Genomic DNA, 14,855 nt, shown 5'->3' with positions numbered 1-14,855 from the left:
TATAGTTAAAATACCTTAAAAACGCTAAAGCGCTAGTGCAAAAAAAGAGAGTAAAAGGTATGCATAATTCATACCCTTTGCTCTCTTTTTCATTGTCTGGTTTTAGAGCAATAAGCGTTTAAACACTTGTTAATCTAACAAATGATTGCGGATTAAATCAACCAAATAAGGCTGATAATAGGCTGGAATATCATGAGCCATGCCTTCTATAAGATGAAACTTCGCGTTCGGAATGGTTTTAGCGACGACACGTCCTTGTGAAGAGGGCAGCAGACCATCAACACTACCATGAATGACAATGGTCGGCGCTTTGACTTGCTTACTAAAGCGGCTGATAGAGCCTGACGATAAGATAGCATTGAGCTGCTGTACCGAGCCTAGAGGGTGGAAATTACGTTGATAACGTAATTTAGCAATCTCACGAACCGTTCGTACGTTCACATGCCCGGGCGTACCCACTGTCTTCATAAACCACACACTATGACGCACGATATCACGCTCAGAATGGCTTTCAGGGCGATTGATCAAGGTATACAGCTGCTTGGCTCTAGGGGGTTTTAAAAACGCACGATTGGTGGTGGTAAACATCAAGGCCATGCGCTTCACTAAACTAGGATATCGCGCCGCGACAATCTGGGCGATCATACCACCCATCGATGCGCCCAGTAGATGAGTACTACTAATATTCAATGCTTTAATCAGCCGTACCGTGTCCTCAGCCATGTCAGTCAAATTATAAGCGACCTGCTGGCCTTTATTAGACAGACCCGTCTGCAGGCGCAGCATCATTTTTAGCTGGCTGACGCGCGGCAGGCCTTCAATCTGTACTTTAGAGGACAGACCGATATCACGGTTATCAAAACGAATCACAAAAAATCCAGCACTAATCAAACGTTTAATAAAATCGTCTGGCCAAAAGATCATCTGTGAGCCCAAGCCCATAACCATTAGCAATGGCGGGTTGTTAGGATTACCACCCGCTTCGATACACAGCTCAATGCCGTCACCGATATCGATCATTGCCTGATGAAGGTGCTCGCTCAGATCTGAGGCGCGCCAGAAATGCTCGCCAAATCGTTGCCATTCGTGAGTAGGGTAATTACCTATCTGCCCAGGCAAGTTAGCACTATCGGGATAATTGGGGTTGGTCATGAGATCTCCTATTTAGAGTGCCAGCTATTTCTTATAGCTCCATCATCTCAAAGTCTATCTTGCCAACACCGCATTCTGGGCAAGTCCAGTCATCAGGGATATCATCCCATTTGGTGCCAGGAGCGATACCTTCTTCGGGGCAGCCAAGCGCTTCATCATAGATCCAACCGCAAACAATACATTCATAACGTTTCATACATAGTCCTATCGTTGTTACCAATTTTACAGCCTATTACCGCTGTTATAACTTGAGCTAATATTCATTAGTAGAGGTTATAAAAGCGAGCGTAGTGTAGCATATAACCACACTTTACACATTTAAGTTTACACTTGTATATTGAGATTAATAACCCTTTATCAAGCTGTTGTTTATCTCACGGGTCATGGTTTGTGCTATTTAAAAAGTAGTATTTATGCCTGCCTACCGCAACGATAAAGTCAGTTATGCTATGATGGCCGGCGTCAATTTTACTGTTTATACGTTATTTGTCGCTGTTATATTATTATTCAAGCCAGCTAAGTTAAGGGTTATTATGAGCGCTACCGCCGTGAATGCACCAGTTGATATCGTACTTGAAGCGTCTAATACGCTCAATAACGATCATCCGTTTTGGCAGATTATCCGCACAGTACCAGATTTTCCTAAAGTCGGTATTGATTTTTATGATATTACGCCATTACTGCGCAGTCATATTAATGACGTCATTGATGCGATGCTAGCGGCATTGCCTGATGGCTTAATGGATGACGTGGACTGCTTAGGTGCGGTTGAAGCCCGCGGATTTGTATTTGCAAGTTTGCTAGCGGGTCGATTGGGCAAAGGCATGATTTTGCTGCGTAAACCGGGTAAGCTGCCACCACCTGTGGCTAACAAAGCCTATTCACTAGAATATGGTAAAGATATGTTGGAGATGCAAAGTAACTTGCCACCTGAGCGTGTACTTTTGGTCGATGATATTTTGGCCACTGGTGGCACGCTGACCACTGCCTACGAGCTGTGTAAATCAGCATCACATACGGTAGTAGGTGCATTAGTGTTGTTAGATTTAGTGGCTTTACATGGCGAGTTCCCAGTACCCATCTATACCGTGCTAAGAGCTTAAACACTTGCCCATTAAGAATTTGGCTATTAATGACTTAGTCATATAGCATAAAAAAGCGCACTGATTTGAGGTCAGCGCGCTTTTTTTCGAAGATATTTTTTTAAAGATGAAAGAGGGTGGTTAAACTAGACACTGAGTCTAATACACTGAGTCTAATACACTGAGTCTAATACACTGAGCCTAAATTGTCCTTATATTACCTACTAACTTCAAATGTTTATAAGAAAGCTCATCGAATAAACATCTTAAGTTCTCTCTAATGCCAATTTTCTAATACTAATTGCGTATAGCTGCCAAGGTATGACCAAGCTCATCACGAGCGTTGATAAAGCCGTCAATGCCTTTGGGCAATAAGTCTTGAGTGACTTTATCTTGTTGGTAGGCTTGACTAAACTCTTCCTGCGTTAAGCTCACGCGCTTCATGCTGTCCAACTCCATTGACATACTCGAAGACAGCTGGCGAGTCACGGTGATATCCATTGCCGCTAGCTCATCAATTAAGTTCGGAGCAATAGTCAATAAATCGCAGCCTGCCAGTGCCAATATCTGCTCAGTTGAACGAAAGCTTGCACCCATCACCTGCGTCTTATAGCCGTGCTGCTTATAATATTGATAAATCAGCTTTACTGATTGTACGCCCATATCATCAGATGCTGGTACGTTTTGACGGTTTTGCTGGCGTTTTTGCCAATCTAAAATACGGCCAACGAATGGTGAGATCAGGGTCACACCGGCATCTGCACAGGCGACTGCCTGATGCTGGCCAAATAGCAGTGTCAAATTACAGTGAATATTTTGAGTCTCAAGATAGCGTGCTGCTTCAATACCTTGCCAGGTAGCTGCCATCTTAATTAATACACGTTCAGGGTCAACGCCCGCTCTTTGGTAGGCTGCCATAAACTCTAACGCTTTATCAATGGTCGCTTGGGTGTCATAAGACAATCGAGCATCGACCTCGGTTGAGACTCGACCCTCAATTAACTCTAAAATATCGCAGCCCACCTGAATAGTGAGTGCGTCAATGGTGGCATCTACATCACCTTGATGCTGACTCATGGTGTCGGCAAGCATGGCTTGATTGTCAGGATGGAGGAGCGCCTTGGTAATTAGGCTGGGGTTGGTGGTCGCATCAATAGGTTTTAGGCGCGCAATAGTGGCAAGATCGCCCGTATCAGCGACAATAGTGGTCATAGTGCGAAGCTGTTGTAATGCGCTCATCGTATATCCTTATAGGTTCAATTAACGGTATTATTTGCTTATTAATGGTTCTAATAGTCAACAGCTTGGAACTTTAACATAGTTTTGCGACTGGGTTTGTCGATAGTTTTATAGCGTTCAGCGGTCATATTCAGTAACTACGCTAAGATTTATACCGTTTTGCGTGTTTATAGTTGTTTATGGCTATTTACACCTATTTACACCTATTTACACATGGGCACCCTGTCTCGTTTTTGCTATAGTATAGGCGGCAACCTTTAGAGTTACCCAGTAGGGACTTAGCAGGCTGATAAAGACCAACAATAATTAGCTATGATTAGCTATTGGTATGACGTATCTGGTAGCAAATGACTTCCTAGATATACTAATAATCGGCTAAATGTATTGGCATTTAACGGTATCGCAGTGATATCTAACAGATCTAAAAAAGGATAAACGGTAATGAGTGAGCAGTCATCAGAGCAAAACACGGACAATCTGAACCAAACTACCCCAGACGTCAGCGACACCTCAACCGATCAAGCGTTTTTAAATCGCCTACGTCAAAATATTGATACGGTAGACTGCGAAATTCAGGCATTAATTAATAATCGTGCCCAGTTAGCGCAACAAGTCGCTGTTGTGAAAAAGGAGCATGCTGCCAATAGTGATGCTGACGTTACGGCGCGCAACCCCATATTTTATCGTCCTGAACGTGAGGCGCAAGTATTAAAAGCGGTGATGGCTCGTAATACGGGACCTATCGCTGATGAAAAAATGGCGCGCCTATTTCGTGAGATTATGTCGGTCTGCCTAGATTTAGAAGCCCCGCAACGTATCGCCTTTTTGGGTCCTTTGGGGACCTTCACTCATGCCGCTGCATTAAAGCATTTTGGTAAAGCAGCCGACACTCTGCCACTGACTACCATTACCGATGTGTTCCGTGAAGTAGAGGCGGGTACTGCCATGTATGGCGTAGTACCAGTAGAAAACTCGTCTGAAGGCGTAGTGAATCACACGCTAGATGGATTTTTATCCTCAACATTGAAGATTATTGGCGAGGTTGAGCTGCCCATTCATCAGAACTTTTTAGTGGCTGAACACACCAAGCTTGATGGTCTAAGCCGTATTTACTCGCATCAGCAATCACTTGCTCAGTGTCGTCATTGGCTCGATGTCAACTTTCCCAACATAGAGCGCGTTGCGGTCTCTAGTAATGGCGAAGCGGCGCGTCGTCTTAAAAATGAGTGGCATTCAGCGGCTATCGCTGGCGATGTAGCCGCTGCAGAATATGACCTACATAAGCTCTATTCAAATATCGAAGACAATCCAAGTAATACCACCCGCTTTCTCATTATCGGTCACGAAGCGATTGCGCCATCAGGGCAAGATAAAACCTCGATTATGGTCTCCGCTAATGATAAAGCTGGCGCGTTGATTGAAATTCTAAAACCCTTATCGTATCACGGCGTATCAATGACCAGTATTGAAACTCGTCCAGAGCGTCCAAACAAATGGGCTTATGTGTTCTTTATTGATATGGACGGCCATATTCAAGACCCCAATGTCAGCGCTGCGATTGCTGATATCCGCCCATTGGTTAAAGATTTACGTATATTAGGCTCTTATCCAAAAGCTGTTTTATAGTTAGAGCACCTTACTGTTAATACCCATAAATACCCATAGTAGATGAGTACTCACATCTAAGGATAACCCATGCAGTCCACTGAATCGACAGACGTAAACTCAGTACAGCCAACAGTTGCTTATGATAGTATTCTAGAGCTGGCGCCTTATCAAACAGGTAAGCCAGTTGAAGAGCTGACCCGTGAGTATGGGGTCTCTGACGTGGTGAAGTTGGCGAGTAATGAAAATTCGATGGGCTGCTCACCTTATGTGACTTTAGCGATTACCGAACAGCTGGGGCAGTTGGCACGTTATCCTGATGGTAACGGCTATTATCTTAAGCAAGCCCTTGCTGACTTTACTGATGTAAAATTAGAGTGCATTACTTTAGGCAATGGCTCTAATGATTTACTCGATATCTTAGCACGCACGTTTGTGGGTACGGATGATGCGATAGTCTATAGTCAGTATGCCTTTGTGGTCTATTCAATGTTGGCTAAGATGCAAGGTGCAACAGGTATTGAAGTGCCGGCGCAGCGTTTTGGTCATGACCTCGACGCGATGCGTCAGGCCGTTGAAGATAATGCCAATACTAAAATGGTATTTATTGCCAATCCTAACAATCCAACCGGTACCCAGCTTGAGCATGCAGAATTGCATGAGTTTGTTGCCAGCCTACCAAGTTCGGTGTTAGTGGTATTAGATGAGGCTTATATTGAGTACAGCCCGGAAAGTAATAATCGAGCGCTATTAGATGAGTTTGATAATGTAGTGATTGTGCGCACTTTTTCTAAAGCGTATGGACTAGCAGGACTGCGTGTTGGTTATGCCCTCAGCTCTGCGCCGATAGCAGGCTTGTTGAATCGCATTCGTCAACCCTTTAACGTTAGCCGTATCGGCTTGGCCGCTGCCGCTGCCGCTCTAGCTGACCAAGACTTTATCGACAGTGTCCGTCTGACCAACCAAGAACAAATGCGCTGGTTAGAAAAGCAATTTGACGCGCTTGGACTTGGGTTTATCAAGTCACATGCTAATTTCATCATGGTTGAAATAGACGATGAAGATACAGCTGCTATTAATCAAGCGCTACTTGAGCAAGGCGTTATCGTTCGTCCGCTTGTCAATTATGGCCTACCTGACTGGTTGCGAATTACCGTTGGGGTAGCTGAAGACAATATGCGCCTGATTGATACCTTGCGCTCTATATTGACGGATGATTGAGCCGAAACTTGTTACATTAAATGATAATTAAGATACTATGCAAAAAGTAAACCACGCCACCATAAGCCAAGCGCCATCCGCTCCGATATTGCCAACCAAACCACTGTTTAAGCAAGTATGTGTCATTGGTTTAGGCCTGATCGGTGCCAGCTTAGCGCAAGCGATTAAAGACCATGGTTTAAGTACGCGGTTGGTGGCAGTAGATAACGACGCGCCAAGTCTAGCGGAAGCTACTAAGCAAGGGTTGCTAAGTGCAGGAAGCTCTGTGCTCAGTGATGTGGTACTTGGCAGTGATTTAATTGTCATTGCTGTGCCCGTACAAGCTGTACAAGCCGTATTTATGGATATTAAAATAGCCATGGATAATGGCCAGCTGGCCACTAACTGTATTATCACTGATGTCTGTAGTACCAAGGTTAATGTTATTGACGCGGCCAAAACGGTGTTCACGTCCTTGCCTGTAGGTCTGGTGCCTGCGCATCCAATTGCGGGTGCTGAAGATTCAGGATATCAGGCTCGCCGCGCCGAATTGTTTGTCAATCACAGCGTCATTATTTGTGAGCTACCAACCACTAATGCGACTGCAATTACTAAGCTGCGACAGTTATGGGAAGCAGTAGGCGCGACGGTGATGGCCATGGCTGCTGATCATCATGATTCTATATTAGCGCATACCAGTCATTTGCCACATCTGCTGGCCTTCAATTTGGTTGAGCAACTGGCAAGTCATGACGATAATTTAGATATGTTTCGCTATGCTGCCGGTGGCTTTCGAGACTTTACCCGTATCGCTGCCAGTGATCCTAAAATGTGGCATGATATATTTTTTGCCAACCAAAGCGCAGTTGTGAGCGCCCTTGACGAGTACAGCGACTATCTACAGACGATAAGACAGCTTATCATTGATCAAGATTCCACCGCCCTGATGGGACTTTTGGGCCGCGCGCAAGCCGCACGGCGACATTTTGGCCATATGTTAGCCAGCACCCCTTATACGGATACCCCTGCCATGTCAGCTTCTTATATTATTTCGCCTAGCAATACCGTTGTTGGCACTATCGCTATTCCTGGTGACAAGTCAATCTCCCACCGTAGCATTATGCTCGGTAGTCTTGCAGAGGGTGTAACACACGTCACAGGGTTTTTAGAAGGTGAAGATGCGCTAGCCACTCTGCAAGCATTTCGTGATATGGGTGTGACGATCGAAGGGCCTGACAAAGGCCAGCTGATCATTCATGGCGTGGGTATGAATGGTCTAAAACCGAGTAAAACACCGCTATATATGGGCAACTCTGGTACCAGCATGCGCCTGCTCTCAGGTATCTTAGCCGCGCAAGCTTTTGATAGCGTATTGGTTGGTGATACCAGTTTGAATAAGCGTCCGATGGAGCGGGTTGCTGCACCACTTCGCGCTATGGGCGCCGTTATTCAAAGCACGGGTCACAGTGGCACGTCGCCGCTCAGCATCACGGGTCGTGATAATGTCGGTAAGCCGCTACATGGTATAGAATATGCTATGCCAGTGGCGTCAGCACAGATCAAATCTTGCCTACTATTAGCAGGACTGTGGGCAGAGGGTACCACCACAGTTACTCAGCCAGAAGTGAGCCGCGACCATACCGAGCGTATGCTATCGGCATTTGGCTATAAGGTAAAAGTAGAGGGCAATCGTATTAGCGTTGAAGGCGGTGGTAAGCTAACTGGTGGCGATATCGCGATACCTGCTGATATCTCATCCGCCGCGTTTTTTATGGTGGCGGCAGCTATTAGCCAAGATAGCGAGCTAACGCTGACTCAGGTGGGTATCAATCCGACGCGCACTGGCATCATTGATATTTTAAAATTAATGCAAGCGGATATCACCTTAAGTAATGAGACTCATGTTGGCGGTGAGCCAGTAGCAGATATTACTATTCGTGGTTCCAACTTGATTGGTATTGAAATACCAGAGGTACTAGTACCCTTAGCGATTGATGAGTTCCCAGTGTTATTCATTGCCGCCAGCTGTGCAAAAGGCCGTACGGTATTGACTGGTGCTAAAGAGTTACGGGTCAAGGAGTCTGACCGTATTGCAGTGATGGCAGAAGGTTTGCAAACGCTTGGAGTCGAGTGTACCGTGACTGAAGATGGTCTCATCATTGAAGGTAAAGGAATTGAAAGCCAAGGTAGTAATAATGCAGGCAGCCAAGTAAACAATAGCCTGCCAGTATTCGGTGGTGGTCATATTGTTTCGCATCATGATCACCGTATCGCGATGAGCTTTGCCGTTGCGAGTTTACGCGCCTCGAAGCAGATTACTATTGAAGGCGTTGAGACTGTCAATACTAGCTTTCCAGGATTCGCTGAGCTTGCCAATCAAATCGGTCTGTCTATTCAAGTTAATAGCGGCGCTTAGTATTTACCAGCAAATATAAGTACGATGTTGTTTATAATACTGTTTATATTGTTCGCCAATATAGCAACAGTGAGATCATTGAGATCGATTATTATCACTTACCAGTATTAAAAATATTAAAATTCATATGGTTAACACCATTAATAAACTACCATCAAAAGTTATTTTAAAATTGTTGTTATCGTCAGCAATGCGCTAGTGCCACTATGGGTACCAGCGCATTGCTTTTTACCTTCTATTCTATATGTAGTGAACCTAGCGTCCTTGCCCCTATATTCTTATCAATGATAAAAAGTCGGTGAGGGCCCGCTTTGCTCTAAAACAGTTGTATTGTCCCATGACCACCCAGAATGTCACCAAAAAATCAGTAACCCCTATCAAAACCACCAGACGTGGTATTATCACCGCGCTCATCGCTTTTTCTATTTGGGGCGCATTCCCATTATATTTCAAACAGTTAGCTGCCTATGATGCTACCGAAATTATCGGTCATCGTATTATATGGACGTTTTTGTGTTTGCTGGTGGTGCTGGTAGTCACCAAGCGTTGGCATTGGATAGATACCCTAAAGAAAAACCCAAGATGGATATTGTTTAGTTTTTTATCAGGCTTACTGATCGCCGCTAATTGGTTGACCTACGTTTGGGCCGTTAACCATGATCGTATTCTTGAGGCCAGTTTAGGATACTTTATTGGGCCATTGGTTGGCGTGGCATTATCGATGATCCTGTTCAAAGAGCGCCTGCGTACGCTACAATGGGTTGCTATTGGATTTGCTTTATTATCTGTCGTTATTCAGGTGGTTATGATTGGTAGCCTGCCATGGATATCGCTGATTCTAGCATTTAGCTTTAGTACTTATGGCACGATTCAGCGGCAAACGCCCCTCACTGCTGTCGATGCGATGTTTGTTGAAACGGCTATGTTAGTGCCTATTTGTTTATGGTGGTTCTGGCAATCTGATGTGGTCAGTAGTCAATTGAGCTTTTGGTTCACACCCTCTATCTGGCTACTAATGATAGCGGGGCCGATTACTTTGATACCTTTACTGCTGTTTAATAAGTCTACCAAATTGGTTGCCTTTAGTATCCTAAGCTTTATGAATTATTTGACCCCGACCTTTATTTTCTTCTTAGCGGTATTTTATTATAACGAGCCTTTTGATTTACATCGTCTGGCGGTATTTGGCTTGATTTGGTTGGGTTTGCTCTTATTTAGTATTGATTTATGGCGTCATCGTCCAAGCAAACAGCTAAAAGCGGCGCGTCTGCGTGATTAAGCCCTATGATTAAGCCTTATGGAAAGCTCATAAGAGTAAACTAAACGTTCACATTTAAAAGTACAATCAATAAGGATGAGAACATGTTGCACACTGAATCTGATGTGGTATTTGTAAAAGCCCTAAAAGTCGAGGCAGTGATTGGCGTTTACGATTGGGAGCGTGCGATTACTCAGCCATTGCTGATTGATATTGTACTTGAGACTGATATTAGTAAGGCTGCGGCGTCGGATGATGTTAATTACGCCCTTAATTATAAAGCGGTCTGTGATGACGTTAGTGCTTGGTGCCAGGAGCTTAAAGCAAAACTTCTTGAGCATTTAGCCGAGCACATTGCACATAAACTATTGGCGAATTATGCGTGTCATAAAGTGACTTTAAGTGTGGCTAAACCTACTGCTATTAAACCAGCAGATGCGGTCGGGGTACAAATTACCCGATATGCTCAAACCACTGAAAATAAAAGCGCTGAAAATAAAAGCGCTGAAACAGAGCCTGCTGTCAGCAAGTCTAATGATACATAAAATGAGGCAAGCGTTGCCATTAGGGTTGGATGTTACCAAACTAAAAAAATGCGCGCCTGAACCGCTGCAATCGCAATTTGTGACGGCGTTAGTATTAGCATTAGGCAGTAATCATCACGCTGAGCATTACTTAGCACGCGTTCGTGAAGACTTAGCTGTACTTGGCGAGACCAACTATTCTATTGCCTTTCAAAACCCTGACTTTACTGCCACGCTAGAACAGCCAAAACCTGACTATACCAATCAATGTGTTTATTTAGCGCTAACGTCACCAACAAGCTTGCAGCAATTACAACAGATCTTTAAACAGTTTGAGGGTGATTGTGGTAGGCTGCGTCCCTTATCAAGGCTCACCCACACTAAAAACAAGTATTTGCCTGAAGCTGAGTCTGGGCCAATACGGCAAGTGACAATGGATATCGACATTTTATTGGTAAAATTGAGTGGACAGAGTGATCAAGATAATAATGAGTGGATAATAATGGCAGATCGTTATCCGTTTAAGGCGCATGAGAATACTGGAATAGTTGAGCTTACGATATGAAAACTAGAATATAGACCTTTCTAGTTTTCACTAAGGTTATTATAACTATTTGAAAAGTTCATAGATGCTACTTATTTTCACTTGCTAGGTAGTGATGCGGCAGCGTAAATATTTTGTCAAAAATCAGCGTAAAGATAAAAGTATAAATAAAGAAAAATAGTAGTAATGCTACTTCCATAGTAAAAGCGACCCACAGTCCAACCCCATACCACAGCATATAAAGGGGTAAGCAAATCAAAACTAGCCCACTCTCAAACCCTAATGCATGCACAATGCGTACGATTAGCGTACGCTCTTTTATCTGCCAGCGGTGTTCTAAGCGCTCAAAAATAGAGTTGTATATAAAGTTCCAAATTACCGCCGCGCTAGAGATGATGACAGCAACCGGTAAGGACTGCATAGCATCGCCACCACTAAGCAACATAAGAATAAAAGTGGACAGTAGAATGGCCAGTATCTCAAAAACAGTAACGTAGACAATACGGCGTTTAACAGGGGTGAGTGTAATCAACCGAAACTCCAATGAGCCTTTTGGCTTTTATAATCAATAAAAAGCCGGTCCGTCCCGGTTGAAAAAGTAAAATCTCATAACAGCAGTACCACGGTTTCCGTCTGCAATATATTATACTCAGCTTTAAGGGCTTACTTAAACTGAGTACCTAGCAATAATGACAAAGTTATAAAATAGTAGGTTTATTTTACGCCTCCTTCTGCCTCATTCATATCATCTTTACCAATCACATCCAAATCTTTTAAGCACAGTTTGTCATATTCTTTTTTACAAAAATCAGCATCAATTTTGCACATCGCTGCTTGTAACTGATCAAGACGATTTTCTGACTGCTGAATATGCTCGAGCATCTTGGCAAAAGCCTCAGCAACGGGATCGTTAGAGGAGGGGTCAATGCCATAAGCCTGAAATGCTGTTTTACGTGCTGAGCTGTGATTGTTATTTTGGTTGTCTAAAGATTCATTGTTAGTATCTGTGATGATTGCTTTTGCAGCTTTTTCTTGTTGTTTGGCATCGCTAACCTTGGTCGCGATTGGATTGCCTTTTTCGTCATGATAGTCTGAAATCATGCGTGCTGCACCGCCGACCATAGTGGCACCTGCTGGAACGGGCTTGACCACCACCGCGTTTGAGCCTATTTTAGCATTTTTACCAACGGTAAATGGCCCTAAGACTTTTGCACCAGCACCAACAGTCACGCCATCTTCTAAGGTGGGGTGACGCTTACCGTTATTCTGTGAGACGCCGCCAAGGGTGACGCCATGGTATAAAGTAACGTCATTGCCAATTTCAGCGGTCTCGCCAATCACCACCCCAACGCCATGATCAATAAAGAAGCGTCTACCAATTTTGGCGGCAGGATGGATTTCAATACCGGTGATGATGCGTGAGCCATAAGAGATCGAGCGCGCGGCAAGTTTCTGGTCGTGTTGCCATAAATAATGCGCCCCGCGGTGTAAAATAAGCGCATGGATACCAGGATAAGTCAGCAAGACTTCCACACTATTGCGTGCCGCAGGATCGCGAGTGAAGACGGCCTCGATATCTTCTTTTAAGTCTTTTTTGAGGTTGCAAAGCGATTTGAACCAGGCGGTTGGCAATGACATAAAGCATCCTATTGAGTCGTCAGTATGATTAGGATATCACTATCCATAGTCTATAAGCATATCTTACTTACGTTCTTTTTAAGTTATAGCAGCTTTGCATCATAAAATATAGCTGTGAGTGATAAAGAAAACCATATTGTAAGTTAACTTTAGTTTTTCAGCTAAAGGCGGTCGTTTCTGTTCGCAATACCGCCACATGGCTATATAAGTTGTGCTTTCACTGCAACGCCTAGCTATCACTGGTAATGTATTTTAGCAGCTCGACAACCTGCTCAGGTGTCTGCGCCCACGCCATTGCCGCCGCATCAACCTCTTTTAGCGGATGAATAATATCATCAGCATGCAGGGTGATATACGGCTTGCCCAAGGCAGAGCAATAGCCGGCGTCGAATGCCGCGTTCCACTGCTTGTATTTATCACCAAAACGGATGATGGCAATATCGCATTTTTGTATCATATTTTTAGTACGAATTGCATTGACCTTCGACGACTTATGGTCGCGCCAGAACGCATTTTCGTCTTTACCCAGCATATCAGCGGCCGCGTCGCTGGCTTCGTGTTCAGTCACTGCTGATGTGAACTCAATAGCAAGGCCATGTTCTTTAGCGCCTTGCATAATTTTCTGCCGCCAGTCGGTGTGAATTTCTCCAGATAAATAAACTGTCCAATTCATAATTAACTCCATTTTATTATTAAAGGGTGTGCAACTGCTAGCTAGCAGTTGCTGATATTAATCGCTTGATAAGAAAATCGGTTGATAAGAAATAATAGTTATTAAATGATGCCTGTAAGCTTTAGCCTTTTAACAGTTTGGCAATCAAGGCGCTTAATAGCTGGTATTCTTTTTGGTCGAGCTGAACCCGAGAGCCGAGTCGAGATAATCGGGACGGTAGTGATTTTAAATGATCAGCATCAGCGATGCCGCGCTGCACCATAAGCTCGGTGGTACGATTAGTTAATTGCTGTAACTGCTGCTGAGTAATGGCAGGCTCATCCCATTGTTGACGGGTATGCAACGCTAACAGTGGTTGTGCCGTGTTCGGATTATCGTTATTATTATTACTAGCATTATTACTAGCATTAATAGCGTCATTAATACTATCAATATGGGTCCGAGCATAGGCAAAAATAAAGCTGGCTATGACTTGCACCGCTGAGGCGACATTAAGCACCGGATAAGCAGGATTGGCGTCGATTTGGATATGATAATCGGCACAAGCCAACTCTTCATTGGTCAGACCACGATCCTCTCGGCCAAATAAAATAGCAATATTAGGTTGGGTGCTGCTATGACTTGTTTGCTTATTACTAATAGTACTGTCTTGGTGCTGGCTTGTCGAATTGTTATTGGGATTTTGATCGACAGTGGCGTTATTAATAGTCATCTGACTATCAATGAAATCCAGCATAATTTTTGCTGCTTGGGTTGGGGTAACCACAGGGCGAGGTAAATGACGGCTACGGCTACTGGCGGCAAAGACCAGCTGACAATCGCTAATGGCTGTTTCTAACGTGGGGGTAATCTGAGCATCTGCTAGCACGACGCTACCGCCTGCTGCATGAGACCTACTGGTGTCATCAATAGGATGTTTGGGGTTGACCACACTTAGCCGAGACAAGCCCATAGTGTGCATAGCACGTGCCGCTGAACCAATATTAGCAGGCAAAGTAGTATTAACCATGACCACTTGTAAACAAGTTAGATAGTCAGTGACAGTAGGCTTTGATAATGTAGGTAACATGGATTCTTTATTCATTACTGGCTCAACCGTCGATTTATTTCTTGTTCTACCTGCTGCAATGCGCTGGCTGTTTGTTCAATAAGCTCCGCTTGCTGACCGATAGTGTGCTCGCGGCAGAGTTGTTGTAACTGTCCACTAAGTGTTACCACTTGCGTGGCTCCTAAGTTAGCGCTAGCGCCTTTTAGAGCATGAGCCGCTTCGAAGCCATTAGCGTTGTCATCCGCTGCTTGGGCGGTCTTTAACAGTGCAATACGTTGTTTGCTATCAGTAATATAAGTGTGTACCAAATCGGCAAAATCTTCTTCGAGTAAGTCGCGCATATCATCAAACTGTTGGTCATTGATGATTTCGTGATCCGTATTACTATTAGGGTGGTTCATACTGTCGTTATTACCATGAACGTCGACCATGATTAAATATCCAATAAGGTAAAAGATGTCGTTTTAATCAAGCAG

General features: G+C 44.1%; 15 protein-coding genes. 7 read left to right on the top strand and 8 right to left on the bottom strand.

The window, feature by feature from the left end:
• Positions 1 to 129: 129 nt before the first annotated feature.
• The gene (locus tag H4W00_RS09390) at positions 130 to 1,152 is read right to left on the bottom strand and encodes an alpha/beta fold hydrolase (RefSeq protein ID WP_209957571.1); all 1,023 of its coding nucleotides are present in this window, start codon (positions 1,150 to 1,152) and stop codon (positions 130 to 132) included.
• A gap of 31 nt (positions 1,153 to 1,183) precedes the next feature.
• Positions 1,184 to 1,348, bottom strand: coding sequence for a rubredoxin (locus H4W00_RS09385; RefSeq protein WP_209957569.1), 165 nt, complete (start codon positions 1,346 to 1,348; stop codon positions 1,184 to 1,186).
• Positions 1,349 to 1,685: 337 nt separating this feature from the next.
• On the opposite strand from H4W00_RS09385, the gene H4W00_RS09380 reads away from it, so the two are divergent.
• Positions 1,686 to 2,255: an adenine phosphoribosyltransferase gene (locus H4W00_RS09380; RefSeq protein WP_209959126.1), complete on the top strand. Its 570-nt coding sequence runs from the start codon at positions 1,686 to 1,688 to the stop codon at positions 2,253 to 2,255.
• Between the two features lie 276 nt (positions 2,256 to 2,531).
• On the opposite strand, the gene H4W00_RS09375 is transcribed toward H4W00_RS09380, so the two are convergent.
• Entirely contained in the window at positions 2,532 to 3,473 is a 942-nt protein-coding gene (locus tag H4W00_RS09375; RefSeq protein ID WP_209957566.1) for a transaldolase, read from the bottom strand.
• 441 nt (positions 3,474 to 3,914) lie between these two features.
• On the opposite strand from H4W00_RS09375, the gene pheA reads away from it, so the two are divergent.
• From pheA to H4W00_RS09345, 6 genes are all read left to right on the top strand, one after another.
• On the top strand, positions 3,915 to 5,099 hold the full coding sequence (gene pheA, locus H4W00_RS09370) for a prephenate dehydratase (RefSeq protein WP_209957564.1): 1,185 nt from the start codon (positions 3,915 to 3,917) through the stop codon (positions 5,097 to 5,099).
• A 69-nt stretch (positions 5,100 to 5,168) separates the two neighbouring features.
• On the top strand, positions 5,169 to 6,299 hold the full coding sequence (gene hisC, locus H4W00_RS09365; RefSeq protein ID WP_209957561.1) for a histidinol-phosphate transaminase: 1,131 nt from the start codon (positions 5,169 to 5,171) through the stop codon (positions 6,297 to 6,299).
• Between the two features lie 37 nt (positions 6,300 to 6,336).
• Positions 6,337 to 8,694: a bifunctional prephenate dehydrogenase/3-phosphoshikimate 1-carboxyvinyltransferase gene (locus tag H4W00_RS09360; protein WP_209957559.1), complete on the top strand. Its 2,358-nt coding sequence runs from the start codon at positions 6,337 to 6,339 to the stop codon at positions 8,692 to 8,694.
• Positions 8,695 to 9,031: 337 nt separating this feature from the next.
• Positions 9,032 to 9,973: an EamA family transporter RarD gene (rarD, locus tag H4W00_RS09355; RefSeq protein WP_209957557.1), complete on the top strand. Its 942-nt coding sequence runs from the start codon at positions 9,032 to 9,034 to the stop codon at positions 9,971 to 9,973.
• Positions 9,974 to 10,056: 83 nt separating this feature from the next.
• Entirely contained in the window at positions 10,057 to 10,497 is a 441-nt protein-coding gene (gene folB / locus H4W00_RS09350; protein WP_209957555.1) for a dihydroneopterin aldolase, read from the top strand.
• Position 10,498: 1 nt separating this feature from the next.
• On the top strand, positions 10,499 to 11,041 hold the full coding sequence (locus H4W00_RS09345) for a 2-amino-4-hydroxy-6-hydroxymethyldihydropteridine diphosphokinase (RefSeq protein ID WP_209957552.1): 543 nt from the start codon (positions 10,499 to 10,501) through the stop codon (positions 11,039 to 11,041).
• Positions 11,042 to 11,108: 67 nt separating this feature from the next.
• Here the strand turns inward: H4W00_RS09345 and H4W00_RS09340 are convergent, their stop codons facing one another.
• The 5 genes from H4W00_RS09340 to H4W00_RS09320 all read right to left on the bottom strand — a co-directional run bounded on the left by H4W00_RS09340 (position 11,109) and on the right by H4W00_RS09320 (position 14,810).
• Positions 11,109 to 11,552: a PACE efflux transporter gene (locus H4W00_RS09340; RefSeq protein WP_209957550.1), complete on the bottom strand. Its 444-nt coding sequence runs from the start codon at positions 11,550 to 11,552 to the stop codon at positions 11,109 to 11,111.
• Positions 11,553 to 11,734: 182 nt separating this feature from the next.
• On the bottom strand, positions 11,735 to 12,658 hold the full coding sequence (gene cysE / locus H4W00_RS09335; RefSeq protein ID WP_209957548.1) for a serine O-acetyltransferase: 924 nt from the start codon (positions 12,656 to 12,658) through the stop codon (positions 11,735 to 11,737).
• A gap of 229 nt (positions 12,659 to 12,887) precedes the next feature.
• The gene (locus tag H4W00_RS09330; RefSeq protein WP_209957545.1) at positions 12,888 to 13,331 is read right to left on the bottom strand and encodes a YtoQ family protein; all 444 of its coding nucleotides are present in this window, start codon (positions 13,329 to 13,331) and stop codon (positions 12,888 to 12,890) included.
• Between the two features lie 121 nt (positions 13,332 to 13,452).
• The gene (locus H4W00_RS09325) at positions 13,453 to 14,415 is read right to left on the bottom strand and encodes an RNA methyltransferase (protein WP_209957543.1); all 963 of its coding nucleotides are present in this window, start codon (positions 14,413 to 14,415) and stop codon (positions 13,453 to 13,455) included.
• A complete protein-coding gene (locus H4W00_RS09320) occupies positions 14,415 to 14,810 on the bottom strand; it encodes an Hpt domain-containing protein (RefSeq protein WP_327193223.1) in 396 nt (131 codons plus the stop codon). The genes H4W00_RS09325 and H4W00_RS09320 overlap by 1 nt, the downstream gene beginning before the upstream one ends.
• Positions 14,811 to 14,855: the final 45 nt, after the last annotated feature.

Source organism: Psychrobacter sp. PL19 (assembly GCF_017875835.1).
Classification (GTDB): domain Bacteria; phylum Pseudomonadota; class Gammaproteobacteria; order Pseudomonadales; family Moraxellaceae; genus Psychrobacter.
The sequence above is the reverse complement of the archived record's forward strand: the minus strand, read 5'-3'. Positions and strand labels throughout refer to the sequence as shown.

Coding starts and splice junctions, on each gene's coding strand:
- H4W00_RS09390 (WP_209957571.1), bottom strand. CDS start 1,152: ATGACCAACCCCAATTATCCCGATAGTGCTAACTTGCCTGGGCAGATA.
- H4W00_RS09385 (WP_209957569.1), bottom strand. CDS start 1,348: ATGAAACGTTATGAATGTATTGTTTGCGGTTGGATCTATGATGAAGCG.
- H4W00_RS09380 (WP_209959126.1), top strand. CDS start 1,686: ATGAGCGCTACCGCCGTGAATGCACCAGTTGATATCGTACTTGAAGCG.
- H4W00_RS09375 (WP_209957566.1), bottom strand. CDS start 3,473: ATGAGCGCATTACAACAGCTTCGCACTATGACCACTATTGTCGCTGAT.
- pheA (WP_209957564.1), top strand. CDS start 3,915: ATGAGTGAGCAGTCATCAGAGCAAAACACGGACAATCTGAACCAAACT.
- hisC (WP_209957561.1), top strand. CDS start 5,169: ATGCAGTCCACTGAATCGACAGACGTAAACTCAGTACAGCCAACAGTT.
- H4W00_RS09360 (WP_209957559.1), top strand. CDS start 6,337: ATGCAAAAAGTAAACCACGCCACCATAAGCCAAGCGCCATCCGCTCCG.
- rarD (WP_209957557.1), top strand. CDS start 9,032: ATGACCACCCAGAATGTCACCAAAAAATCAGTAACCCCTATCAAAACC.
- folB (WP_209957555.1), top strand. CDS start 10,057: ATGTTGCACACTGAATCTGATGTGGTATTTGTAAAAGCCCTAAAAGTC.
- H4W00_RS09345 (WP_209957552.1), top strand. CDS start 10,499: ATGAGGCAAGCGTTGCCATTAGGGTTGGATGTTACCAAACTAAAAAAA.
- cysE (WP_209957548.1), bottom strand. CDS start 12,658: ATGTCATTGCCAACCGCCTGGTTCAAATCGCTTTGCAACCTCAAAAAA.
- H4W00_RS09330 (WP_209957545.1), bottom strand. CDS start 13,331: ATGAATTGGACAGTTTATTTATCTGGAGAAATTCACACCGACTGGCGG.
- H4W00_RS09325 (WP_209957543.1), bottom strand. CDS start 14,415: ATGAATAAAGAATCCATGTTACCTACATTATCAAAGCCTACTGTCACT.
- H4W00_RS09320 (WP_327193223.1), bottom strand. CDS start 14,810: ATGGTCGACGTTCATGGTAATAACGACAGTATGAACCACCCTAATAGT.